Annotated in this window: 19 protein-coding genes; 14 read left to right on the forward strand and 5 right to left on the reverse strand. The window is 66.4% G+C overall.

Annotated features, from left to right (window positions below; translation table 11 throughout):
- Window positions 1–18 precede the first annotated feature (18 nt).
- Genes Q0C42_RS11210 through Q0C42_RS11230 form a run of 5 tightly spaced genes read left to right on the forward strand, consistent with a single transcriptional unit; the run spans window position 19 to window position 5670 of the window.
- Complete coding sequence (locus Q0C42_RS11210; protein WP_295075430.1) at window positions 19–888, forward strand: carbohydrate ABC transporter permease; 870 nt, start codon at window positions 19–21, stop codon at window positions 886–888.
- On the forward strand, window positions 885–1754 hold the full coding sequence (locus Q0C42_RS11215) for a carbohydrate ABC transporter permease (protein WP_295075434.1): 870 nt from the start codon (window positions 885–887) through the stop codon (window positions 1752–1754). The genes Q0C42_RS11210 and Q0C42_RS11215 overlap by 4 nt, the downstream gene beginning before the upstream one ends.
- On the forward strand, window positions 1751–2761 hold the full coding sequence (locus tag Q0C42_RS11220; RefSeq protein ID WP_295075437.1) for a LacI family DNA-binding transcriptional regulator: 1011 nt from the start codon (window positions 1751–1753) through the stop codon (window positions 2759–2761). The genes Q0C42_RS11215 and Q0C42_RS11220 overlap by 4 nt, the downstream gene beginning before the upstream one ends.
- A gap of 11 nt (window positions 2762–2772) precedes the next feature.
- Window positions 2773–4659, forward strand: coding sequence for a beta-L-arabinofuranosidase domain-containing protein (locus Q0C42_RS11225; RefSeq protein WP_295075440.1), 1887 nt, complete (start codon window positions 2773–2775; stop codon window positions 4657–4659).
- A 3-nt stretch (window positions 4660–4662) separates the two neighbouring features.
- The gene (locus tag Q0C42_RS11230; protein WP_295075442.1) at window positions 4663–5670 is read left to right on the forward strand and encodes an ABC transporter ATP-binding protein; all 1008 of its coding nucleotides are present in this window, start codon (window positions 4663–4665) and stop codon (window positions 5668–5670) included.
- A 79-nt stretch (window positions 5671–5749) separates the two neighbouring features.
- On the opposite strand, the gene Q0C42_RS11235 is transcribed toward Q0C42_RS11230, so the two are convergent.
- From Q0C42_RS11235 to iolD, 4 genes are read right to left on the reverse strand one after another with little or no spacing between them, the layout of a single operon-like run.
- The gene (locus tag Q0C42_RS11235; protein ID WP_295075445.1) at window positions 5750–6595 is read right to left on the reverse strand and encodes a class II fructose-bisphosphate aldolase; all 846 of its coding nucleotides are present in this window, start codon (window positions 6593–6595) and stop codon (window positions 5750–5752) included.
- On the reverse strand, window positions 6592–7431 hold the full coding sequence (locus Q0C42_RS11240) for a 5-deoxy-glucuronate isomerase (protein ID WP_295075448.1): 840 nt from the start codon (window positions 7429–7431) through the stop codon (window positions 6592–6594). The genes Q0C42_RS11235 and Q0C42_RS11240 overlap by 4 nt, the downstream gene beginning before the upstream one ends.
- A 12-nt stretch (window positions 7432–7443) precedes the next feature.
- The gene (gene iolC, locus Q0C42_RS11245; RefSeq protein WP_295075451.1) at window positions 7444–8421 is read right to left on the reverse strand and encodes a 5-dehydro-2-deoxygluconokinase; all 978 of its coding nucleotides are present in this window, start codon (window positions 8419–8421) and stop codon (window positions 7444–7446) included.
- Window positions 8421–10304 carry a 3D-(3,5/4)-trihydroxycyclohexane-1,2-dione acylhydrolase (decyclizing) gene (iolD, locus tag Q0C42_RS11250; RefSeq protein WP_295075454.1) on the reverse strand — a complete coding sequence of 628 codons (1884 nt, stop codon included), beginning with the start codon at window positions 10302–10304 and terminating at the stop codon, window positions 8421–8423. Before iolD ends, iolC begins: the two co-directional genes overlap by 1 nt.
- A gap of 107 nt (window positions 10305–10411) precedes the next feature.
- Between iolD and Q0C42_RS11255 the strand changes: the two genes are divergently transcribed.
- Genes Q0C42_RS11255 through Q0C42_RS11265 form a run of 3 tightly spaced genes read left to right on the forward strand, consistent with a single transcriptional unit; the run spans window position 10412 to window position 13578 of the window.
- Complete coding sequence (locus tag Q0C42_RS11255; RefSeq protein WP_295075457.1) at window positions 10412–11524, forward strand: Gfo/Idh/MocA family oxidoreductase; 1113 nt, start codon at window positions 10412–10414, stop codon at window positions 11522–11524.
- 22 nt (window positions 11525–11546) lie between these two features.
- The gene (locus Q0C42_RS11260) at window positions 11547–12437 is read left to right on the forward strand and encodes a TIM barrel protein (RefSeq protein WP_295075460.1); all 891 of its coding nucleotides are present in this window, start codon (window positions 11547–11549) and stop codon (window positions 12435–12437) included.
- Window positions 12438–12444: 7 nt separating this feature from the next.
- Window positions 12445–13578 (forward strand): Gfo/Idh/MocA family oxidoreductase, encoded by a 1134-nt coding sequence (locus tag Q0C42_RS11265; protein WP_295075463.1) that lies wholly within the window; start codon window positions 12445–12447, stop codon window positions 13576–13578.
- Here the strand turns inward: Q0C42_RS11265 and Q0C42_RS11270 are convergent.
- On the reverse strand, window positions 13575–14570 hold the full coding sequence (locus tag Q0C42_RS11270) for a LacI family DNA-binding transcriptional regulator (RefSeq protein WP_295076279.1): 996 nt from the start codon (window positions 14568–14570) through the stop codon (window positions 13575–13577). The genes Q0C42_RS11265 and Q0C42_RS11270 overlap by 4 nt on opposite strands.
- A gap of 188 nt (window positions 14571–14758) precedes the next feature.
- Here Q0C42_RS11270 and Q0C42_RS11275 point away from each other — a divergent pair, with 188 nt between their 5' ends.
- From Q0C42_RS11275 to Q0C42_RS11300, 6 genes are all read left to right on the forward strand, one after another.
- Window positions 14759–16549 (forward strand): ATP-binding protein, encoded by a 1791-nt coding sequence (locus Q0C42_RS11275; protein ID WP_295075465.1) that lies wholly within the window; start codon window positions 14759–14761, stop codon window positions 16547–16549.
- Complete coding sequence (locus Q0C42_RS11280) at window positions 16546–17889, forward strand: sigma-54 dependent transcriptional regulator (protein ID WP_295075468.1); 1344 nt, start codon at window positions 16546–16548, stop codon at window positions 17887–17889. Before Q0C42_RS11275 ends, Q0C42_RS11280 begins: the two co-directional genes overlap by 4 nt.
- A 203-nt stretch (window positions 17890–18092) precedes the next feature.
- The gene (locus Q0C42_RS11285) at window positions 18093–19070 is read left to right on the forward strand and encodes a tripartite tricarboxylate transporter substrate-binding protein (protein WP_295075471.1); all 978 of its coding nucleotides are present in this window, start codon (window positions 18093–18095) and stop codon (window positions 19068–19070) included.
- Window positions 19071–19130: 60 nt separating this feature from the next.
- Window positions 19131–19595, forward strand: a complete 465-nt coding sequence (locus Q0C42_RS11290; RefSeq protein ID WP_295075474.1) for a tripartite tricarboxylate transporter TctB family protein — start codon at window positions 19131–19133, stop codon at window positions 19593–19595.
- 9 nt (window positions 19596–19604) lie between these two features.
- The gene (locus tag Q0C42_RS11295; RefSeq protein ID WP_295075477.1) at window positions 19605–21110 is read left to right on the forward strand and encodes a tripartite tricarboxylate transporter permease; all 1506 of its coding nucleotides are present in this window, start codon (window positions 19605–19607) and stop codon (window positions 21108–21110) included.
- 258 nt (window positions 21111–21368) lie between these two features.
- The gene (locus tag Q0C42_RS11300) at window positions 21369–23747 is read left to right on the forward strand and encodes a Hint domain-containing protein (RefSeq protein ID WP_295075480.1); all 2379 of its coding nucleotides are present in this window, start codon (window positions 21369–21371) and stop codon (window positions 23745–23747) included.
- Window positions 23748–23761: the final 14 nt, after the last annotated feature.

Below are 23761 nucleotides of genomic sequence, written 5' to 3' on the forward strand. Positions count from 1 at the left end.
AACCCCGGGAACGCGCAAATGTCCACCCGCAGGAACGCCCTTGTCGGCCTTGCCTGGCTCGCCCCGACGCTTGCCTTCGTCAGCTTCTTCGTGCTGTGGCCGATGGTGCACCTTGTCTGGCTGTCGTTCACCTCGACCTCGCTTCTGGGCGGGGGGGAGTGGGTGGGGCTGGAGAACTACCGCACGGCTTTCGGAGATCCGAAATTCTGGGCGGCGTTCAAGTTCACCCTGCTTTATACCGCAGTGATCACGCCGATCCTGATGGGCCTCGGCTTTGCGCTGGCGCTTCTGGTTTCGCCCAACACGCCCTTGCGCCGCCTGACACGCAGCGTGGTCTTCCTGCCCGTGGTGATCGGCCTCGCCTCGTCGTCGCTCCTCTGGTTCTGGCTTTTTGACCAGCAGGTCGGGCTTTTCAACCAGCTTCTCGTCGACCTGGGTGCCATCGACGAGCCGGTGGTCTGGTTCCGCAAGGCGGAAACCGGGCTGGCGGCCGTCATCATTTCGGTCACCTGGAAAGTGGTCGGCTTCGGGATGATCCTGATCATGGCGGGTATCCAGTCGATCAGCGCCGACCTGTTCGAGGCCGCCCGCATCGACGGCGCCTCGCCCGCCTTGCAGGTCCGCCGGATCGTGCTTCCCCTGGCCGCGCGCTCGCTGGTGATGGCCACCGTAATCTCGGTCATCGGGTCGATGCTGGCCTTCGACCAGTTCTACCTGATGACGGGGGGAGGGCCCCGCGGCAAGACCTTCACCTCGGTCTACATGATCTATCAGGCCGGATTTGTCCGCTTTGACCTTGGCTATTCCGCCGCCCTGTCGGTGATCCTGATGGTCGTGATCATGTCGATGACCGTCATCCAGCTGCGCCTGCAACGGGGGCGGCGATGAACATGGCGACCCTTGCCCTGCCGCCCAAGCCATTGGCCCGCCAGGCGCGCGGGTGGCTGGTGGCCGCGATCTGCATCGCTGTCATCACCCTGATGCTGATGCCGCTGGTGATGTCCTTCCTGGCCTCCTTCCGGCCGCTGGCCGAAACCTCGGCGGTGCCGCCGACCTACCTGCCCTCGGCCCTCAGCACCGAGAACTACCAGAAGGTCGCGAACTACCAGCAGGGCATCTGGACCTATGTCCGCAATTCCGCCCTGGTGGCGGGGATGACCATTGTCTTGTGCCTTGTCCTGTCGGTCCCGGCGGGCTTTGCGCTGGCCCGCTTCCCGGTGCCGGGAAAAGAGGTGTGGTTCGTCCTGATCCTGGCCTCGATGATGGTGCCCTACCAGGCGCTTCTGGTGCCGATCTACCTGATGTTCGCCAAGCTGGGGCTGACCGCCAATCACTTCGGCCTCGCGATCCTGCACACGATCCTGCAGCTGCCGTTTTCCGTCTACCTGATGCGCAACAGCTTCGAGGCCGTGCCGAAAGAGCTGGAAGAGGCCGCCCGCGTCGACGGGGCCTCCACCGCCTTCCAACTGCGCCGGGTGTTCATCCCGCTGGCTCTGCCGGGCATGGTCACCGTGGCGCTGTTCGCCTTCATCACCTCGTGGAACGAGTTCATCGGCGCGTTGATCCTGATGAACACGGAAAGCGCCTTCACGGTGCCGATCATGCTGACCGGCGTTGTTTCGGGTGATTTCGGGTCGGTGGACTGGGGTGCCTTGCAAGCCTCGGTCGTGGTGTCGATGCTGCCTTGCCTGCTGGTCTACCTTGCCTTGCAGAAATACTACGTCTCCGGATTGCTGGCTGGAGCCGTGAAATGAGTGCAGACGACAAGCCGCGCGGCAGTGCCACGATCCACGATGTCGCACGGGCGGCGGGGGTTTCGATCGGCACGGTGTCGAAGGCGCTGAATGGCACGGGCTCGCTGTCCGAGGACACCCGGAAACGGGTGATGGAGACCGCCCGCGCGCTGCACTTCCGCCCGAACATGCTGGCGCGCAGCCTGCACACCGGGTTGTCGGGTTCGGTCGGGCTGATTTCGAACGACAGCTTCGGCCGCTTCACCATGCCGATCATGGAGGGGCTGGAGGGTGTGCTGTCGCAATCCGGCGTGGGCGTCTTCATGGTCAACGCCACCGACGACGCGGAACGCGAAAAGGCGCACCTGGACCAGCTCTTGGCAAAGCAGATCGACGGGCTGATCGTCACGGCGCGGCGCGCGGACCGCCGGCCCTCGGTGGATCTGCGCGGCCTGGGTGTGCCGGTGATCTATGTCTTCAGCCAGGGGGACGCGCCCGAAGCTTTGACGCTTTTGCCGGACGACAAGGGCGGCGCGCGGCTGGCGACCGACCATCTGGTCCAGCGCGGCCGCCGCCGCATCGCCCATGTCACCGGCCCAAGCGACTTCGAGGCGGTGCGGCTGCGCGCGGAAGGATGGCGCGAGGCGTTGACCGACGCGGGCCTGGAACCCGGCCGCCTGTTGCACGGCAGCTGGTCCGAAGCCTGGGGTCGCGCGGCCACAGCGCAGCTGATGTCCGACCCGGTGCGCCCGGACGCCATCGTCTGCGGCAACGACCTCATCGCCCGCGGGTGCGCCGACGCCCTGCGCGAGGCGGGGATTGCCTGTCCCGGCGAGGTCGCGCTGACCGGCTTCGACAACTGGACCGTGATGGCCGAGGCCTGCCGCCCCGCGCTGACCTCGGTCGACATGAACCTGATCCAGCTTGGCGCCGAGGCCGGGCAGAAGATGACCCAGATGATCAAGGGCGCAGAGGCCTCTGGCACCCTGCGCCTGCCCTGCACGCTTGTCGTGCGTGAAAGCACCTGACGGAGGACCCCATGCGCCGCTATTCATCCATCCCCTTTGCCGACGTGAAGATCACCGGCGCTTTCTGGTCCGAACGGCTGGACACCGTGCTGAAGACCACGATCCCCAGCCAGCACGCCCAGCTTGCCAAGTACAACGTGCTGGAAAGCCTCAAGCTGCCAAAGCCCGTCCCACCGCTGACCTTCAAGCCCCATGCCGACGGGTTCAGCACCCAGATCTTCTGGGACAGCGACGTCGGCAAATGGATCGAGGCCGCCTCATACGCCCTGTCGCACCGCCGCGATCCGGAGATCGAGGCGCAGATCGAGGCGATCATCGACGACCTGGAAAAGGCGCAGGAGCCAGACGGTTACGTCAATTGCTGGTATCTGGAACGCGAGCCGCAGAACCGTTGGACCAACCTCCGCGACAACCACGAGCTTTACAACCTTGGCCACATCCTGGAGGGCGCGGTCGCCTACCTGCGTGCCACCGGCAAGGACCGGCTGATGCAGGTGATGGAACGCGCCTTCGACCATGTCGCCACCGTGTTCGGCCGCGGTCCGGGGCAAAAGCGCGGCTATTGCGGCCACCCCGAGGTGGAACTGGCGCTGATCAAGGCCTGGCACGCCACGGGCAAGCGCAAGTATCTGGACCTTGCGACCTACTTCGTCGACGAACGGGGCCAGCAGCCCCACTACTTCGACCAGGAACGCGACGCGCGCGGCGAGCCTGCGGGCAAGTACGGGCAGGGGACCTACGAATACAGCCAGTCCCACCTGCCGGTCCGCCAGCAGACCAAGGTCGTCGGCCACGCCGTCCGTGCGATGTATCTTTACACCGCGATGGCCGATCTGGCCGCCGAGCATGACGACGGCGAGTTGAAGCAGGTCTGCGAGACACTGTGGAAGGACGTCACCTCGACCCGGATGTATGTCACTGGCGGCTTTGGCCCCTCGGCCCGGAACGAGGGCTTCACCCAGGACTACGACCTGCCGAACGACACCGCCTATGCCGAGACCTGCGCCTCTTGCGCGATGATCTTCTGGGCGGCGCGGATGCTGAACCTGGACCTCGACGGCCAGTATGCCGACCTTCTGGAACTGGCGCTGTACAACAACGCGCTGGCTGGGCTCTCGCGTGAGGGGGATACCTACTTCTACGACAACAAGCTGGACAGCGATGGCAGCCACCGCCGCTGGGACTGGCACCCATGTCCCTGCTGCACGATGAACGTGGCCCGCCTGGTCGCTTCGGTCGGCGGCTATGTCTACGGACTTGGGGACAACGAAGTGGCCGTCCATCTTTACGGCGGGTCCGAGACTGAAGTCGCCCTGCAAGGCGGCAAGGTCCGCATCGCGGAAAGCTCCTCCTACCCCTGGACCGGGGCGGTCCGCATCGAGGTCACGCCCGAGGCGCCACAGGCCTTCACCCTGTCGCTCCGCATTCCCGCCTGGTGCGAAGCGCCGCGGGTCCGCGTGGCCGGGGCGGACGTCCCCGTCACCCCCGAACGCGGCTACCTGCGCCTTGACCGTACCTGGAAACCCGGAGATGTGATCGAACTGGACCTGCCCATGCCCGCCCAACGCCTGTGGCCGCACCCCGAGATCAAGGCCGACGTCGGCCGCGTGGCCCTGCGGCGCGGCCCGCTGGTCTACTGCTTCGAGAGCCAGGACCAAGCCGCCCCGCTTCACCGTCTGCGCCTGCCGCGCGCGTGCGCTCTGTCCGACGATTTCCGCGCCGACCTTCTGGGCGGGATCAGCGTCCTCAAGGCGGAAGGGGCCGCGATCGCCGACCAGGACGCCGCACTCTACCGCACGCATCCACCGGCGGAAGGGCCGTCACCGCTGCTGGCCGTGCCCTATTACATCTGGTGCAACCGGGGCCCGAACCCGATGCAGGTCTGGATCCGGGAGTAGCCGATGGCCGACGCGCAACTGCGCCTGACCTCGTTGCGCAAAAGCTTCGGCGCATTCGAGGCGATCAAGGGCGTTGACCTGGAAGTGCGGAAGGGCGAATTCTGCGCCCTTCTCGGGCCTTCGGGCTGCGGCAAGTCCACGCTTCTGCGGCTGATCGCCGGGCTGGAAGAACCAAGCTCTGGCCGGATCGAGATCGCCGGACGTGATGTGACGATGCAGGAACCCTCGAACCGCCAGATCGCGATGGTCTTCCAGTCCTATGCGCTTTACCCGCACATGTCGGTGGCCGAGAACATCGCCTTCTCGCTGGAGGCTGCCGGCGTCGCCAAGGCCACGCGGCTGGCCCGCGCAACCGAGGTGGCGAAGCTTCTCCAGCTTGATCCCCTTCTTGCCCGCCGCCCGGCCGAGTTGTCCGGCGGCCAGCGCCAGCGCGTCGCGATCGGTCGTGCTTTGGTGCGCAACCCGCAGGTCTTTCTGTTTGACGAACCCCTGTCGAATCTGGACGCGCTGCTTCGCGTCCAGATGCGGATCGAGTTGTCGAACCTGCACCGCGACCTTGGGGCCACGATGATCTATGTGACCCATGATCAGGTCGAGGCGATGACGATGGCCAACAAGATCGTGGTCATGAACGCAGGCGAGGTGCAGCAGATCGGCGGTCCGATGGACCTGTATGAAAACCCGTCCAACCGCTTCGTGGCGGGGTTCATCGGCAACCCGGCGATCAACTTCCTGCCCGGTGCCGCCGTCGGTGTGACGGCGTATGAAATCGGGGTGCGGCCGGAACACATCCAGATGGTGCCCGCAGACGGCGCACGCCTCTCCGGTACGGTCAGCCTGGTCGAGCGGCTGGGCAACCAGACCCTTGTGCATGTCGCGACGCCGGTTGGCATGCTGTGCGTGCAAGGTGCGGGCCGACTTGCGGCCTCGGTCGGCGAAAGCGTGGGCCTCGCCTTCGACGCGGACCAGGCGCTGGTCTTTGATGAAAGCGGTCGGCGGCGGTCGGGCTGAATGGCGGCAAAGCGTCTGGGCAGCGGCACGTGCCGCAGGCGGCGTGATCCCGCGGGGACATCTCCCCCGGACGTGCTGATCACCCTTGCGCCCGTCCAGCGGCACCGAGGTTGCGCAGGATGGCGCGGCAGGCCTGCATCACCGGAGCCTCGGTTTCGCGCAGGATCGCGATCCGGTCGAAGCGGTCGGGGTCGCGGTTCACTGCCTCACGCAGGGCGGACCCGAAGGCCATGCGCAACTCGGTGCCAATATTGACCTTGGCGATCCGGCTGGTCGCGGCCAGCGCGGCCCGCTGGGGCAGGGGGACGCCCGAGCCGCCGTGGATGACCAGGGCGACATCGGTCAGCGCCTCGATGGCGCGAAGGCGGTCAAGGTCCAGCCCGCTGCCCGGACCCTCTTGCAGATGGAGGTTCCCGACCGAGATCGCCATCGCGTCGACGCCGGTCTCGCGGGCAAAACGGGCTGCTTCGGCGGGGTCGGTTCCGGCGGAAGCAGCCCCGCCGGAGTAGCCGACGAACCCGATCTCGCCTTCGCACCCGATGCCGGCGGCATGGGCCAGTTCCGCCACCGCTGCGGTCAGATCGATGTTCTGTTGCAGCGGCAATTGCGAGCCGTCGAACATCAGCGAGGTGAACCCCGCGTCCAGCGCGGCGCGGCATTCGTCCAGCGAGCTACCGTGGTCGAGATGCGCCACGACGGGGACGCTTGCTTCTTCGGCAAGGTGGCGGAACATCCGGCCCAGGATCGGCAGGGGCGTGTGGGCGCGGCAGGCTGGCCCGGCCTGCAGGATGATGGGCGCGCGTTCCGCCTCGGCTGCGGCAACAAAGGCGCGCATGTCCTCCCAGCCGAGGCAGACCAGGCCGGGGACGGCATAGCCGTCCCGAAGCGCCGGTTGCAGCACCTGGGCCAAGGTCGCAATGGTCATTTGAACTTGGCCACCATGTCCATGATGCCGGGGATCGTGTGCAACTGCGCAGCGTGGGTCGGCTGGAAATACTGCTTCAGGCTGCGCTGGCTTTGGCCGCCGAGGATAGTGAAATAGTACATCTCGTACCCCGGCAAGACGCAGCAGGGGTGGTAGCCCTTGTCGATCAGCACCGTGGAGCGGTTCATGATGTGATAGGCGTCGCCGGGCTGGTTATCCACCCGCTGCAGCATCTGCAGGCCGGACCCATAGTCGGGCCGGAAGCGGAAGTTGTAGCATTCGTCATGCCGCGTCTCATCCGGCAGGCGGTCGGTGTCGTGCTTGTGGGACGGAAAGCCCGACCAGCCGCCCGCGCCCACGGTGTAAAGCTCGGACACGAGCAGGCGGCCGACTCGGTCATGGTAGGCGGCCCCCAGGATATGCTTGATCTTGCGGTGGGTCTTGGTGTCGTCGGACCCGTATTGCACCTTGTCGATGTCCGCGACGCGCACGGCGAAGGGTCGCAAGGTCTCGGCGAACTTCGCACCCGCGATGAAGACCTCGGTATCGGTCAGTGCCGTGATCCGTGCGCCGGTGTCCTGCGGGACATAGACGCCCTCCGGTTCGCCGTCCCAGACATCGACGTCCCGGTTGCCGATGCCCGCAAAGGTCTCGCCCGCCGTTTCCACCGTCACCGTGCCGGTGGCGGGGACTACGCAGGTCTCGTAGCCGGGGGTGCGATAGTCGAAATGTGCCCCCGCCTTGAGGTGGACGATGTTGAAGTAGACGTAGGGAACCAGCGGATGCTCCCGGTCGACGATGGGCTGGTTCTGGTTGTCGTGGGGGGCGATGTGCATGGGTGGTCCCTTTTATGCGGACGGGCCGCTGTGGTGGGCGAGGAAGGCGTCAAGCTCGGCATGGGTTGGCATGGCCGGGGCGCAGCCGACGCGGGCCACGACCATCGCGGCGGCTGCGGACCCCCGCAGGACCGAGTCCCGGACGGGCAGACCGCCAGCCAGTCCCGCGATGAAGCTGCCGAGGAAACTGTCGCCCGCACCGGTGGGTTTCAGCGCCTGGGTCGGGTAGATGCCGGTGGCGAACTCACCCTCCGCCGTGATCGTCACCGCGCCCTTTTCGCCCATCTTGTAGACTACGATCTTGGCGCCCTCGGCGATCAGGCTGCGCGCCTTTTCAAGTCCAAGGTCGGCATGTCCGGCCATGAAGCCGAACTCGACGTCATTGCCGACGATGATGTCGCACATCGCCCCGGCGCGGGAATAGACCTCGGCCGCGACGGCGGGCGAGGGCCAGGAATAAGGGCGGTAGTCCACGTCGAAGATCAGCGGCAGACCAGCAGCGCGGGCCAACTCGAAGGCCCGGAACGCCGCACTACGCGAGGGCTCCGCGGCCAGCACCGTACCGGTGGTGATGAGGGCTGAGAAGGCGGCGTAATCCACAGGCTCCACATCCGCGACGGTCATGGCGAAGTCGGCAGCGTTGTTGCGGTAAATGACCGACTGGCAGTCCTGCGCCCGCGTCTCGACCACGGCCAGCGAATTGCGCGGCTCGCCCGTGACGGCGCGGACATGGGTGCGGTCGATGCCGTAGGCGTCAAGCTGTGTCAGGCAGAAGCGGCCCACGGCGTCGTCGGACACGCAGGTCAGCAAAGCGGCCCGGCAATCCTGCCGCGTCAGGGCCACGGCGATGTTGGCCGACGATCCGCCAAGCGCCGTGGTAAAACGGGTGGCTTCCTCGATCCGGGTGCCAGGTGGATCGGCATAAAGGTCCATGCCCGCCCGCCCGATGACCAGGAAGTTGCGACCCTGCAGGCGCGAAAGATCGGCCATCAGAGACCCCGCCGCTGGCCCGCGCGGCCCGCTTCCACCTCGGCATGCTTGGTGCGGACATCGTCGCTGGCAGAGACCTCGGCGGTGCCGATCTCCCACCAGGCGTGGCCCTGGGTGGTCCAACCCTCGTAAGGATCGACCTGCATGACGATGATGCTGGTCTTTTCCGCCGCCTTGGCGCGCTGGAACGCCTCGGCCAATGCGGCGGGGTTGGCGACCGTCTCGGCATTGGCGCCCATCGCGCGGGCGTGGGCCTCGAAATCCACCGCGAAGGGCTCGGCCACCGTGGGGCAATCGGCGATCAGGTTGTTGAAGCTGGCCTGCCCGGTGTTGTTCTGCAGCTTGTTGATGACTGCAAAGCCGCCGTTGTCCAGGACCAGAACGATCAGCTTTTTCCCTGTCAGAACAGATGAGTAGATGTCGGAGTTCATCAGAAGATAGCTGCCGTCGCCGACGAAGACGATGGTGTCGCGGTCCGCCTCGCCCTCGGACTGGGCAATCCGGGCGCCCCAGCCCCCGGCAATCTCGTAGCCCATGCAGGAAAAGCCGAATTCCACATCCACCGTGCCGATGCCGAGGGTGCGCCAGTTGGCGGTGACTTCGGCGGGCAGGCCCCCCGCCGCCGTCACAACCCGGTCACGCGGATGGCACAGCGCATTCACCACGCCGATGGCCTGGGCGTAGGAGTTCGGGCGGTTGCCATGTGCCACGTTGGCGGCGACGTAGGCGTCCCAGGTCTTGCGCTCTCCTTGCGCGCGGGCCAGCCAGTCGGATGGGGCGCGGTGGCCGGTCAACGCGGCCTCCAGCGCCAGAAGGCCAAGTTGCGCATCCCCCACGACGGCCAGCGATTGGTGCTTGGCCGCGTCATGCCGTCCGGCGTTCAGCCCGATCAGCCGGGCCTCGGGCGCAAAGACCGTCCAGGACCCGGTGGTGAAATCCTGCAGCCTTGTGCCGACGGCAAGCACGACATCGGCCTCGCCCGCGACGGTGTTGGCGCTGTCCGATCCCGTCACACCCAGAGGGCCGATGTTCAGCGGATGGTCGGCCACAAGGTTCGCCCGGCCCGCGATGGTTTCCACCACCGGAATGCCGTGCGCCTCGGCGAAAGCCGTCAGTTCCGCCACCGCCCCGGAGTATTGCACCCCACCCCCTGCCACGATCACCGGGCGTTTTGCGGCCTTTAGCAGGGCTGCGGCCTCGGCGATCTCCAGACTGTCGGGGGATTGGCGGCGGATGCGGTGGAGGCGCTTGGCAAAGAATGCCTCGGGGTAGTCGTAAGCCCAGCCCTGCAGGTCCTGCGGCAGGCCGATGAACGCCGGGCCGCAATCGGCGGGGTCCAGCATGGTCGCCAGGGCGGCGGGCAGGGATTGCAGGATCTGCGCGGGGTGGGTGATCCGGTCCCAATAGCGGCTGACCGCCTTGAAGGCGTCGTTGACGCCGAAGGTCGGGTTTCCGAAATGCTCCAGTTGTTGGAGGACCGGGTCGGGCAGGCGGGTCAGGAAGGTGTCGCCGCAGAGCATGAGCATCGGCAGGCGGTTGGCGTGGGCCAACGCGGCGGCGGTCAGAAGATTGGCCGTCCCCGGCCCCGCGCTTGCGGTGCTGAACATGAAGCGGCGACGCAGGTGGTACTTGGCGTAAGCCGCCGCGGCAAAGCCCATGCTTTGTTCGTTCTGGCCGCGGTAAAGCGGCATTTCCTGGTGGACCGGATACAGCGCTTCGCCCAGGCAGGGCACGTTGCCGTGGCCAAAGATACCGAAGCCGCCGCCGCAAATGCGGGTTTCCCGACCGTCGACCAGCGTGTACTGGTTCATCAACCATCGCACGATCGCCTGAGCCACCGTCAGCCGGAGTGTCTTGCCCATTCCGGTCCCCGCATGCGTCATTCCGTTCCTCCCCGCCGTCGCGATCCAAACGGGACTTGCGCGGCCTGCGGAGTGAGGATACAGGTTTTGCAACCGGTTGCAATACTGCTGAGCGGGGGAGGTAGGCTGTGACGGACATCGGGATCGGACTGGTCGGCGGCGGCTATATGGGCAAGGCGCATGCCGTTGCGTATTCCGCCGTGGGCGCGGTGTTCGACACGCAGTTGCGCCCCCGGCTGGAGGTGATCGCCGCGACCAGCGAAGCCTCGGCGCAGCGCTATGCAAAGGCCTATGGCTTTTCCCGCGCGGCGCGGGACTGGCAGGACCTTGTGGCAGACCCGAAGGTGCAGGCGGTGGTCATCGCCTCGCCGCAATCCACCCACCGCGCGATTGCCGAGGCCGCCTTCGCCGCGGGCAAGCCGGTCTTCTGCGAAAAGCCGCTGGGAGCCTCGCTGGAGGATGCGGAGGCGATGATCGCGGCGGCCGAGGCGTCGGGCGTGCCGAACATGATCGGCTTCAACTATGTCCGCACCCCGGCCACGCAGTTCGTGCGGCAACTGCTGGCGGACGGAGTGATCGGTCAGATCACCTGGTTCCGCGGCGAACATACCGAGGATTTCCTGGCCGACCCGACGCTTCCCGCCACCTGGCGCACCACCGGTCGCGCAACCGGCTGCATGGGCGACCTGGCCCCGCATCCGGTCAACTGCATGCTTGCCCTGATGGGTCCGGTCACCGAGCTTTCCGCCCGTATCGAAACCGTCCACGCCACGCGCCCCGGCCCGAATGGCCCGGTGAAGGTGGACAACGACGACCAGGCGCAGATCATGTTGCGCTTTACCAGCGGGGTGATGGGGCACCTCTTCATCAGCCGTGTCGCCACGGGCCGGAAGATGGGCTATGCCTATGAAATTCATGGGACAAAAGGGAGCATTCGCTTCGACCAGGAAGATCAGAACGCCGTCCACCTTTACCGCGCCGAGGGGCCAGAGGCGACGCGCGGGTTCACCCGGATCCTGACCGGGCCGCAGCATCCCGACTACCTCGCGTTCTGTCAGGGACCGGGGCATGGCACCGGCTACCAGGACCAGATCATCATCGAGGCGAAGGACTTCCTGCAAGCCATCGCCACCGGCAAACCGGTCTGGCCCACCTTCCGCGACGGTCTTGCCGTCAGCCGGATCATCGACACCGCCTTCAAGGCATCCGACGACGGCCGCTGGCACGCCGTTCCCCAGTAAACCTTCCCGGCATGAGGACCCCATGACCATCCGTATCGGCAATGCGCCCTGTTCCTGGGGTGTGGAATTTGCAGACGATCCCCGCAACCCGGCCTGGCGGCAGGTGCTGTCCGACTGTGCGGCAGCGGGCTACAAGGGGATCGAGCTTGGCCCCATCGGCTTCATGCCCGAGGACCCCGCCATTCTGGGCGAGGCGCTGGCCGACAACGGGCTGGAACTGATCGGCGGCGTCGTCTTTCGCCCCTTCCACGACCCCGCGAAATGGGACGAGGTCCGGGATGCCGCGGTCCGCACCTGCAAGGCGCTGACCGCGCATGGCGCAAAGCACCTGGTGCTGATCGACAGCATCTCGCCCCGCCGCGCCCCGACTGCGGGCCGGGCCGACGCGGCCGAGCAGATGGACCAGGCCGAATGGAGCGCCTTCCGCGACCGCATCGCCACCGTGGCGAAGCTGGGCGCCGAGGAGTATGGCCTGACTGTCGGAATCCATGCCCACGCGGCGGGCTTCATCGACTTCGAGCCGGAGCTGGAGCGGCTGCTGGACGAGGTGGACGAAAATATCCTGAAAATCTGCTTCGACACCGGACACCATTCCTATGCGGGCTTCGATCCGGTGGCTTTCATGCGCCGCCACATCGACCGGATTTCCTATATGCACTTCAAGGACATCGACCCGGTTGTTAAAGCGGATGTCATTGCCAAATCCACCGACTTCTATGCCGCCTGCGGTCAGGGCATCTTCTGCAACCTCGGCACCGGCGACGTCGACTTTCCGGCCGTGCGCCAGATCCTGCTTGACGCAGGTTTCGAAGGCTGGTGCACCGTCGAGCAGGATTGCGACCCGACACTGGACGTACATCCCATCGACGACGCGCGGAAGAACCGCGCCTATCTGCAATCCATCGGCTTCTGAGGGCATCATGGCAAAACTGAACTGGGGCATGATCGGTGGCGGTGAGGGTAGCCAGATCGGCCCGGCCCACCGTCTGGGCGCTTTGGCGGACGGACATTTCAACCTCGTCGCCGGGGCGCTGGACCACCGGGCCGACGTGGGCCGCGAATATGCGCAGCGTCTGGGTGTCGCCGCGGACCGCGCCTATGGCGACTGGGAGGAAATGCTTGCGGGCGAGAAGAACCGTCCCGACCGCTGCGATCTGGTGACGGTGGCCACCCCGAATTCGACCCATTTCCAGATCACCAAAGCCTTCCTTGAGGCCGGGTTCAACGTGCTGTGCGAAAAGCCGATGACCGTCACGGTCGAGGAGGGCGAAGAGATCGTCCGCATCGCCCAAAAGACCGGCAAGGTCTGCGCGGTGAACTACTGCTATTCCGCCTATCCGATGGTCCGCCAGGCCCGCGCGATGGTGCGCAACGGCGACATCGGCAAGGTGCGCCTGGTCGTCACCAACTTCAGCCACGGCCACCACGGCGACGCGACCGACGCCGACAACCCCCGCGTCCGCTGGCGCTATGACCCGGCGATGGCCGGTGTCTCGGGCCAGTTTGCCGATTGCGGCATCCACGCGCTGCACATGGCCAGCTTCATCTGCGACGACGAGGTGGAAAAGCTGTCCGCCGACTTCGCCTCCACCATCGCCTCCCGCCAGCTGGAGGATGACGCGATGGTCAACTTCCGCATGTCGAAGGGCACCGTTGGAAGGCTCTGGACCTCCTCGGTCGCCATCGGGCGGCAGCATGGCTTCGACATCCAGGTCTTCGGCGAAACCGGCGGCTTCCGCTGGGCGTCCGAACAGCCGAACCAGCTGATCTACACGCCCGTAGGTGGGCGCACCCAGATCATGGAAAAGGGCGAGAGCGGTCTTTACGACGACGCCAAGCGCCTGTCCCGCGTGGCCATCGCGCATCCCGAGGGCTTTCCCTTGGCTGTGGCGAACATCTACTGTGACCTGGCCGATGCGATCCGCGGCGAACAGCGCGATGGGCTGCCCACGGCTGCTGCCGGAGTGCGCTCGATGGCAGCGGTGCACACGGCGGTCGCCTCGGCCAAGGCTGGTGGCACCTGGATGGACGCCCGCCCGCCGATGTTCCGCTAAGGCAGGGCGCGCAGGGTCCGCCGTTCGACCACGTGGCAGGCAAAAAGCCGGACCTCCGCAGGGCGGTCCGGTTCTTCTATCGTGGCCACCACCAGATTGATCGCCGCTTCGATGATCTGCGCCACCGGTTGGTGGATCGTGGTCAGGCCGATGTTCTGCCAGCGCGACATCTCCATGTCGTTCAGCCCGATCAGCCCGATGTCGCCCGGCACGTTCAGCTCCGCATCGACGATCGCGCTCAGGGCACCTACCGCCAGAAGATCGTCGCCGCAGAAATAGGCCTCCTGCGGTTCGGTTAGAAGCCGCTGCATTTCGGCGCGTCCGGCGTCGAAGGTGTAGGCTTCGGCATAGGTTACCCGGGCGCTGATGCCATCATGGGCCCGGACCGCCTCCAGAAAGCCGGTCGCCCGGTCCTGCGTCGAGGTCGCCGTCGCCGGACCGCCCAGAAACCCGATGCGCCGGTAGCCACGTGCGATCAGCGCTTCGGCCGCCATCCGTCCGCATGCCACGTTGTCGATCCCGACCACCGGCACATCCGGGGCGGCCGACCAGCGCCCGAAAGCATGCACCACCGGGAAGCCGGCGGTCTTGAACGCCTCGGCAAAGCTGGTGGGCAGGGTCGAGGACGCCACGATCACCCCGTCCACCGAATACTGGCGCAGCATCCGGACCGAGGCAGCAGGGTCCGTCGCATCGCTCAGATTGACCAGCAGGGGCCGCAGCCCGCGGTCCTGCAAGCCCCGGGTGAACAGGTCGAATACCTCCAGGATCAGCGGGTTATGGAAGTTGTTGGCGATCAGTCCGATTAGCTTTGTCCGACCGGTTGTCAGGCTGGAGGCCAGCGCGTTCGGCGCATAGCCAAGCTCGCTTGCCGCCTTTTCCACCTTGGCCCGTGTCTTGGCAGATACGGAGGCGCCGTCGGTAAAGGTGCGCGACACCGCCGACCGCGAGACCCCGGCGCGCTCTGCCACGTCTTTCAGAGTCACGCCCATCGTACTGCCGCACACCCTTGACTGCACGAGGGAAAGCCCGCGCCTTGCGGCAACCCAAGCCATGATCGCCACCTTTTGCAAGCGGTTTCCGCCCCCGGCCCAGTGCAGGACGGCGGCGGCGATTTTCATCTCCCACCCCCGGACCCGTCATGGTAAGGGCAGGGATGGGCCAAAAGGACAGCGGGTTCATGATGGAGCGCAGGCTGAAGTCATGGTTTTGGCTCCTCGCGGCGGGGGCGGTCCTTCTCGTCCTCGGGGTCGAGCGGATGGCCAGCCGCACTGCGCTTGGCGACGGCCAGGTGCGCGCAGAGACGACGCTGCGCCAGACGGTGAATGCGCTGGACAGCCACCTGGGCCGGTTCGAGGCGCTGCCTGCGCTTCTGGCACAGGACGATGATGTGCTGGCAGTTCTGGCCAGTCCGCAGGATGAGCAGCGGCTTCAGGCGATGAACCGCTGGCTGGCCGAGACCAATGCGCTGATCGAAGCCTCGGACCTTTACCTCATCAACCTTGCCGGCGACACCATCGCCGCCTCGAACCATGCGCGGCCCGACAGCTTTGTCGGCCAGAACTTCTCGTACCGGCCCTATTTCACCGCCGCGCGCGACGGCGGTTCGGGCCGCTACTTCGCGCTTGGCACCACCTCGGGCGTGCGCGGCTACTACTTCGCCTCGCCGGTCCGTGACGGGGCAGGGCGGGTGCAGGGCGTCCTTGCGCTAAAGATCGGCGTCGACGCGATCGAGGCTGGCTGGCGCGCCCGCGATTACCGCATCCTCGTGACCGACCCGGAAGGCGTCGTCTTCATGTCCACCGACCCCGGCTGGCTTTACCGGGGCCTCCTGCCGCTGACCCCCGAGCGGATCGAACGGCTGGCGACCACTCGCCGCTATTCCGACGCGGCGCTGGACGAGATTCAGGCGGTCGAGACGACAGCCGGTGGCGTGGCCTTGCTGCGGCTGGCCGACGGGGCAGGGACCACGCGGGAATACATCGCTGCTGCGACCCCGATGCCCCGGGCGGGGTGGACGGTCCGCGTGCTGCTCGAGACCACGCCGCTCCGCACCCAGGCCCGGCTGGCCGTCCTGGCCTTCGCGCTGCTGTTGCTGGTGGGCCTGCTGCTGGCCTGGACCCTGATCCAGCGCCGCGCACGGCTGGCCGAACGGCTGGCGATCCAGGCCGCAGCCCAGGCCGACCTTGAACGCCAGGTCGCTGAACGGACCGCGGACCTGACGCGGGCGAACGAGGACCTCCACCGGATGCAGGCGGATCTGGTGCAGGCCGGGAAGCTGGCGGCCCTGGGGCGGATGTCCGCGGCTCTCAGCCACGAGATCAACCAGCCGCTTGCTGCCGCCCGGAACTATGCCGACAGCGCGGGCCTTCTGATCGACCGGGGCGATCTGCCGCGTGCGCGGGAAAACATCGGCCAGATCCTTGGGCTGATCGACCGTATGGCCGCAATCGCCCGCCATTTGCGGAACGTGGCGCGGAAGCCGAACGAGCCGCTGAAAGTGGTGGACCTGGCCGCGGTCGTCCAGGACTCGCTGGCGATCGCCGAGGCCCGACTGACCGCTGCCCGCGCCGAGGTCCTGCTGGACCTGCCCGCCAATCTGCCCACGGTGCAGGGCGGGCCGGTGCGGTTGCAACAGGTGATCGTCAACGTGCTGTCCAACGCCGCCGATGCTGTCGAGGGCCTGGCCGACCGCCGGATCGAGGTCGTGGCCCGAACCGAGGGCGACGAGGTCACGCTGTCCATCCGCGACCACGGGCCGGGCGTCGCCCCCGCCATCGCGGACCGCATCTTCGACCCGTTCTTCACGACAAAGCAGGTCGGCTCGGGCCTCGGTCTCGGTCTGTCGATCAGCTACAACATCATGAAGGATTTCGAGGGTGACCTTCGCGTCGCCAATCACCCCGACGGGGGGGCGGTGTTCACCCTGGTCCTGCGCCGCGCGCAGCGCGAAGCCCTGGCGGCCGAATGAAGCAGACCGTCCTTCTTATCGACGACGACGAGGCGATGCGCCGGTCGACCGAACAGGCGCTGGAACTGGCCGACTTCACCGTCCAGTCCTTCGCCAGCGCCGAGGCGGCCCTGCCGCTGATTGGCCCGGCCTTCACCGGCGCGGTGATTTCGGACATCCGGATGCCCGGCATGGACGGCATGACACTGCTGGAACGCCTGACGCTTTCGGACCGCGATCTGCCCGTGATCCTGATCACCGGTCATGCGGAGGTATCATTGGCGGTCGAGGCGATGCGCCGCGGGGCTTACGACTTCATCGAAAAGCCCTTCACGACGCAGCGCCTTGCCGCCACCTTGCGCCGCGCGCTCGACCGCCGCGCCCTGGTGATCGAGAACCGCCGCCTGCGCGCCGTGGCGGGCCAGCGCGACGACCTGGAAGCGCGGCTTCCAGGCCGCAGCCCCGCCGTGATCGACCTGCGCCGCCAGGTAAGGACGCTGGGTCCGTCCGAGGCGGATGCGCTGATCACCGGCCCGACCGGGACCGGGAAAGAGGTTGTCGCCCAGGCGATGCACGACCTTTCCCCGCGCGCGGGCCGACCCCTGATCGCCATCAACTGCGCGGCCCTTCCGGCCCAACTGATCGAATCGGAGCTTTTCGGCCATGAGGCAGGCGCTTTTCCCGGCGCTTTGCGCCCCCGCTTCGGTCGCTTCGAACACGCCCGCGGCGGCACGATCCTCTTGGACGAGATCGGCTCGATGCCCCTGGACCTGCAGGCCCGGCTTCTGCGCGTGCTGCAGGACCGGGCCATCACCCGGCTGGGGTCGAATGACCCGATCCCGCTGGATGTCCGGTTCCTGGCGACCTCGAAGGCCGACCTCGCTGCGGCGGTTGCGGCGGGCACCTTCCGCGAGGACCTTCTCTATCGTCTTGCTGTCGCCACCCTCCGCGTGCCGCCGCTTTCGGACCGGCGCGAGGACATACCGCTTCTCTTCCTGCAACTGGCCCGTGAGGCTGCTGCCCGCCACAATGTCCCCGACCGCACGCCCGACCCGGAACTTCTGGTCGAACTGTCTGCCCGCGACTGGCCGGGCAACGTGCGCGAACTCCGGAACGCCGCCGACCGCTTCGTGCTGGGCTTCGACTGGCTGCAAGGGGCGGGACCCGCGGCCCCGCGTCTGGTCGACCGCGTGTCGGGATTCGAGCGCAGCGTGATCGCCGGGGCCATCGCGGCGCATCGGGGCCATCTGCGGAAGGTCTACGAATCGCTCGGGATCAGCCGGAAAACCCTTTACGAAAAGATGCAGAAGCACGGGCTCGACCGCCGCCTGATCGTCGAAGGCGACGACACCGAGGGATGATCCGCCCCGGATGGGTGGAAATCCACCCATGACCACGGGCGCTATGGGGCCATTTCCACCCAAGGCCGCCACTCCAGACCGCGAAACATTCCTGCAGCGCCATGGTTTCCTTTGTCCGGCCCCCGGTTTCACGCCCCCCTGTCCGCAGCCCGGGCGGAGGAGGAAGCCGCCCGGGGACACCAAGCCACGTCTGGGAGGACATCATGGCACTGACAACGAGACTTGCCGGCCTTGCCGCCGGCGCGGTCCTGACCGCATCCGCCGCACTCGCGCAGACCTATCCCGACCGCCAGATCACGATGGTGGTCCCCTTCGCGGCAGGCGGCCCGACCGATACGGTCGGTCGCCTGATCGCCGAACGCATGTCGGCCGACCTTGGCCAGCAGATCATCGTGGAGAACGTCGGCGGTGCGGGTGGCACGCTGGGCGCTGGCAACGTCGCCGGGGCCGAGGCCGACGGCTACACCATCCTTCTGCACCACATCGGCATGGCGACCAGCGCCACGCTGTACCGCAGCCTCGCCTACAAACCGACCGAAGCCTTCGAATACATCGGCCTCGTCACCGAGGTTCCGATGACCATCGTCGCCCGCAAGGACTTTGAACCCGCCGATTTCGCCTCGCTCATCACCTACGTCAAGGAAAACGCCGACACGATCACGATGGCCAACGCCGGGATCGGGGCGGCCTCGCATCTGTGCGGGATGCTTTTCATGCAAGCGGTCGAAGCGCCGATCGTGACCGTTCCCTACAAGGGTACCGGCCCCGCGATGACGGAACTTCTGGGCGGCCAGATCGACATCATGTGCGACCAGACCACCAACACGACCGAGCAGATCAAGGGCGGCACGATCAAGGGCTATGCGGTCACGACGCCTGCGCGTCTGGACATCTTCCCTGACCTGCCGACCGTGGCCGAAGGTGGCTTCCCCGGGATGGAGGTCTCGGTCTGGCACGGGCTTTACGCGCCGAAGGGCACCCCGCCCGAGGTGATTGCGCGCCTTAGCACATCGCTGCAGACCGCGCTTGCAGACCCTGGCATCGCCGAAAAGCTGGCCGAGCTGGGTACCGCCCCGTCTCCCGCCGCCGATGCGACGCCCGAGGCGCTGAAGGCCAAGCTGGAAGCCGAGATCACCCGCTGGAAGCCGATCATCGAGACTGCCGGCGTCTACGCAGACTGACGGATCAAAGGGGGCGCGACCGGCGCCCCCTTTCACCTTGGCGAGGGGAGGCGCCATGCCATGCACAAGATCACCATCGACTGGACCGACGCGCTTGCCGGCCTTTTGTTCATCCTGTTCGGCCTTCTCTTCGGGGTGCAATCCCTGGGATTGGAGATCGGCACCGCCTTCCGAATGGGCCCGGGCTATTTCCCGCTGGTGCTGTCGGGCATCCTGATCCTCTTGGGTCTGGCGATTGTCGCGAAGTCCGTCCATGACCGCGGCAGCGAGGGGATCGGCACGCTGGCCTGGCGCGGGGTCTTCTTCATCCTGCCCGCCCCGATCTTCTTCGGGCTGACGGTCCGCGGCCTTGGCTTCGTGCCCGCCATCTTCCTGACCACGCTGATCGCGGCGCTGGCGTCGTTCAAGATGCGCCTGCACTGGGCGCTGCTGCTTGCGGCGGGCGTCACGGTCTTTGCCACCGTGGTCTTTTCCTATGGTCTCGGCCTGCCGTTCCGGCGCTTCGGCCCCTGGCTTCCATTCTAAGGCGATCCAATGGACCTGATCTCCAACCTCTCGCTCGGCTTCGCGACCGCCGCTTCGCCGGAAAACCTGTTCTTCTGCCTGATCGGTGTCATCCTGGGCACCCTGATCGGCGTCCTGCCGGGGATCGGGGCCACCGCGACCATCGCGATGCTGCTGCCGATCACCTTCCAGCTGGAACCCGTCTCTTCGCTGATCATGCTGGCCGGCATCTACTACGGCGCGCAGTATGGCGGTTCGACGACGGCGATCCTGATCAACATGCCGGGAGAAAGCTCATCCGCCGTGACCGCCATCGACGGCTACCAGATGGCGCGCAAAGGCAAGGCGGGCACCGCGCTGGCCGTGGCCGCCTTGGGGTCCTTCTTCGCAGGGACCGTGGCCACGCTTCTGGTCGCCCTCTTCGCTCCGCCTCTGACCGCCATCGCCCTGAAATTCGGCGCGGCGGAGTATTTCAGCCTGATGGTCCTCGGCCTTGTGTCGGCCATCGCGCTGGCGCACGGGTCAATCCTGAAGGCCCTGGCGATGGTCGTCCTGGGTCTGATCCTAGGCCTTGTCGGCACCGACATCTACACCGGCGCGCCGCGTTTCACCTTCGGTGTCACCGAATACGCCGACGGACTGTCTTTCGTGGCGCTGGCGGTAGGGGTCTTCGGCATCGCCGAAATCCTGCGCAATCTGGAAGGCGAGCAGGGCCGCACCGTCCTTGGTACGAAACTGGGCGGTCTCTTTCCGTCGCGCGAGGATCTGAAACGCATGGTTGCCCCCATGCTGCGCGGCACGGCAATCGGCTCGGTCCTGGGCATCCTGCCGGGGGGCGGGGCGGTCCTTGCCTCTTTCGCGTCCTACACGGTGGAAAAGCGCCTCTCCAACCACCCCGAGGAATTCGGCCATGGCGCGATCGCCGGGGTCGCGGGACCGGAATCAGCCAATAACGCCGGCGCGCAGACCAGCTTCATTCCGCTTCTGACCCTTGGCATCCCCGCCAACCCGGTGATGGCGCTCATGGTCGGCGCGATGATCATCCAGGGCATCGTGCCCGGACCAAACGTCGCCTCCGAGCAGCCCGAGCTTTTCTGGGGCATCATCGCCAGCATGTGGATCGGCAACCTGATGCTGGTGATCCTGAACCTGCCCTTGATCGGGCTTTGGGTGAAGCTTCTGAAGGTGCCCTACCACGTCCTTTTCCCCATCATCATGGCCTTCTGTTCCATCGGGGTCTACTCCGTCAATTCGAACGTCTACGACCTTTACACTGTCGCCTTCTTCGGCCTCATGGGCTACGCGCTGTTGAAACTGCGCTGCGAGCCGGCACCGTTGCTGCTGGGCTTCGTCCTTGGCCCGATGCTGGAAGAGAACCTGCGCCGGGCGATGATCCTGGGGCGTGGCGATCCTTCGACCTTCGTGACCCGTCCCATAAGCCTAACGCTTTTGCTTCTGACGGTCGCGGTGCTGGTGGTGATGCTCTTGCCGGCCATCCGCAAGAAGCGGAACGAGGTCTTCGTTGAAGCCGAATGACCTGGAGGCCCCGCAGCGACTGCAACTGACCGAGGTCAGATCGGAGTGCAGCCGAATGAATGGGCGAGTGCTAACCTTTTGAGCGATCTGTTGCCCAGTTGCATAGATGTGGTGACTAATTGGCGTAAATCTGCTATCCGCAGTGGTGATATTCCGACGATTTGTTAACCTTCCGTTCATATTCCGCTTCCCCGGCCTTGAATGCGCCACGGCTGCAACCGAGGTCGAGGCCGGACGCGACGCAGGACCGGAGCGTGCATGGCGACGATCTACGGCGGGTCGGGCAGCAACAGCCTGGTCGGTGACAACGACGGAAACTTCAACGACATCATCTATGGTGGCGGCGGTAGCGACACGCTGCGCGGGCTGACGGCCGATGACATCCTTTACGGAGGCACCGGCTCTGACCTGATCGACGGCGGGACCGGCAACGACACGCTCTACGGCGGGTCCAACGACGACAGCTTGATCGGCGGCGACGGGTTTGATTTCGCCAGCTATCTGGGCGTTGGCGCCTCGGTCACTGTGAATCTCGGGACCAACACGGCCACGGGCGAGGGCAGCGATACCCTCTCGGGAATCGAGGGCGTCATTGGCGGCACCAGTGCCGACACCATCACCGGAGACACTCTTGGCAACAACCTGCAGGGCGAAGGTGGCGGAGACCTGATTTCGGGGGCTGCGGGCCTTGATAGCCTTTACGGCGGTGCGGGGCTGGATGTCCTTTATGGCGGGGCCGACGCCGACCTTCTGTTCGGCGGGATCGAAGCGGACACTCTTGCCGGAAATGATGGCATCGACACGCTTTACGGTGAAGCAGGTCTCGACCGGCTTTATGGCGGCAACGATGCCGACCAGCTTTTTGGCGGCGGCGATGGCGATCTTCTCTGGGGCGACGCCGGAACCGACAGCCTGTTCGGCGAGGCCGGCATCGACACGCTTTACGGTGGTGCGGATGCCGACACGCTTTACGGCGGCAACGACGGCGACCTGATCTTCGGCAACGACGGCCTCGACGCCCTTTTCGGTGATGCCGGGACCGACACGCTGTACGGCGACGCCGGGAACGACATTCTTGACGGCGGCTCCGAGGCGGACACCCTTTTCGGCGGCACGGGATTGGACACGCTGTACGGCGGGGCGGGGGTGGACTCGCTGCGCGGCGGCGACAACGACGATCTGGTCTACGCCGGAACCGAGAATGACAACGCCTTCGGTGACGCCGGAACCGACACGATCTACGGCGGGGCCGGCGCGGATACGCTGGACGGCGGCGACGGCTCCGACTTCCTTTTGGGCGAGGACGGCACCGACAGCCTGATCGGCGGAAACGGCGACGACACCCTGCGCGGGGGCGACGGCGGCGACCGTTTCGAAGGCGGCACCGGGCTGGATTTCCTGGACTACAGCGATTCCAATGCCGCCGTTTCAGTCAACCTTGCGACCGGGGGCTTTTCCGGCGGTTTTGCGGTCGGCGACTCCGGAGCCGGTGTGGACGGTATTCTGGGGTCGGTGTTCAACGACACGCTGGTGGGCTTCGACGGATCAAGCACCGACCCGGCGGATGCCTATACCAACGTCCTTTACGGTGGCCTCGGCAACGACAGCATCGCGGGCCTTGACGGTGGCGACAGTCTGTTCGGCGGGGCAGACGACGACACGATCTCCGGCGACGGTGGGAATGACACGGTCGACGGCGGCGTGGGGCGCGACATCCTGGCGGGCGGCACCGGCGACGACATCATCTCTGGTGGAACGGGCCAGGACACCATCTATGGCGGGGCCGGCACCGACCGCCTGTTCGGCGGAGACGACGAGGACCAGTTCTTCTTCGCCTTCTCGGATGTCGTGGGGGCCGAAACGATCGACGGCGGTCTTGGCGGCTCGGACAACGACAGCCAGACCATCGACATCACCGGCTTCGGCTGGGATCGGCTGGACATCGCCTACGACCCGCTGAACGCCGAGAACGGAGTGATCACCTTCTTCGCGGCCGACGGGGTCACGGTTCTTGGCACCTTGTCCTTCTCGGACATCGAAAACCTGGTCATCGTCTGCTTCACCCTCGGCACCCGGATCCTGACCGACCGGGGCGACGTGGCGGTCGAGGTGTTGCGGCCGGGCGATCTGGTCCAGACCCGGGATCATGGCTTGCAACCCTTGCGTTGGGTCGGTCAGCGGCAGCTTTCGCGGCGCGAACTCATCGCCAGGCCCGCCCTGCAACCGATCCGGATCGCACCGGGGGCGCTGTTCGGGTCCGGTCCCGCAACCGCGCTTCTGGTCTCGCCACAGCACCGGCTGCTGGTCGAGGGCGCCGCGGCCGAGCTTTACTTCGCCGAGGACGAGGTCCTGGTACCGGCCAAGCACTTGGTCGGGCTGGCCGGCGTGACCCGGGAATGTCCCGAGGACGGCGTCACCTATGTCCACGTCCTGTTCGACCGGCATGAAATCCTTTTGTCCAACGGCGCATGGACCGAAAGCTTCCAGCCCGCCGAGCGGACGATCGACGCCCTGGAAAGCGCGGCGCGTGCGGAAGTGCTGGAACTATTCCCCCAGCTGGCAGCCGACACCGCGGCCTTCCCCAGCGCCCGCGTCTCGCTCAAGGCCCACGAAGCCCGGATCCTGGTTGCTGGCTGACCACTGAGACGCCT

Origin of the sequence: Tabrizicola sp., from assembly GCF_022842145.1 — a bacterium.
Taxonomy (GTDB): Bacteria; Pseudomonadota; Alphaproteobacteria; order Rhodobacterales; family Rhodobacteraceae; genus Tabrizicola.

Coding starts and splice junctions, on each gene's coding strand:
- Q0C42_RS11210 (WP_295075430.1), top strand. CDS start 19: ATGTCCACCCGCAGGAACGCCCTTGTCGGCCTTGCCTGGCTCGCCCCG.
- Q0C42_RS11215 (WP_295075434.1), top strand. CDS start 885: ATGAACATGGCGACCCTTGCCCTGCCGCCCAAGCCATTGGCCCGCCAG.
- Q0C42_RS11220 (WP_295075437.1), top strand. CDS start 1,751: ATGAGTGCAGACGACAAGCCGCGCGGCAGTGCCACGATCCACGATGTC.
- Q0C42_RS11225 (WP_295075440.1), top strand. CDS start 2,773: ATGCGCCGCTATTCATCCATCCCCTTTGCCGACGTGAAGATCACCGGC.
- Q0C42_RS11230 (WP_295075442.1), top strand. CDS start 4,663: ATGGCCGACGCGCAACTGCGCCTGACCTCGTTGCGCAAAAGCTTCGGC.
- Q0C42_RS11235 (WP_295075445.1), bottom strand. CDS start 6,595: ATGACCATTGCGACCTTGGCCCAGGTGCTGCAACCGGCGCTTCGGGAC.
- Q0C42_RS11240 (WP_295075448.1), bottom strand. CDS start 7,431: ATGCACATCGCCCCCCACGACAACCAGAACCAGCCCATCGTCGACCGG.
- iolC (WP_295075451.1), bottom strand. CDS start 8,421: ATGGCCGATCTTTCGCGCCTGCAGGGTCGCAACTTCCTGGTCATCGGG.
- iolD (WP_295075454.1), bottom strand. CDS start 10,304: ATGACGCATGCGGGGACCGGAATGGGCAAGACACTCCGGCTGACGGTG.
- Q0C42_RS11260 (WP_295075460.1), top strand. CDS start 11,547: ATGACCATCCGTATCGGCAATGCGCCCTGTTCCTGGGGTGTGGAATTT.
- Q0C42_RS11265 (WP_295075463.1), top strand. CDS start 12,445: ATGGCAAAACTGAACTGGGGCATGATCGGTGGCGGTGAGGGTAGCCAG.
- Q0C42_RS11270 (WP_295076279.1), bottom strand. CDS start 14,570: ATGGGCGTGACTCTGAAAGACGTGGCAGAGCGCGCCGGGGTCTCGCGG.
- Q0C42_RS11275 (WP_295075465.1), top strand. CDS start 14,759: ATGATGGAGCGCAGGCTGAAGTCATGGTTTTGGCTCCTCGCGGCGGGG.
- Q0C42_RS11280 (WP_295075468.1), top strand. CDS start 16,546: ATGAAGCAGACCGTCCTTCTTATCGACGACGACGAGGCGATGCGCCGG.
- Q0C42_RS11285 (WP_295075471.1), top strand. CDS start 18,093: ATGGCACTGACAACGAGACTTGCCGGCCTTGCCGCCGGCGCGGTCCTG.
- Q0C42_RS11290 (WP_295075474.1), top strand. CDS start 19,131: ATGCACAAGATCACCATCGACTGGACCGACGCGCTTGCCGGCCTTTTG.
- Q0C42_RS11295 (WP_295075477.1), top strand. CDS start 19,605: ATGGACCTGATCTCCAACCTCTCGCTCGGCTTCGCGACCGCCGCTTCG.
- Q0C42_RS11300 (WP_295075480.1), top strand. CDS start 21,369: ATGGCGACGATCTACGGCGGGTCGGGCAGCAACAGCCTGGTCGGTGAC.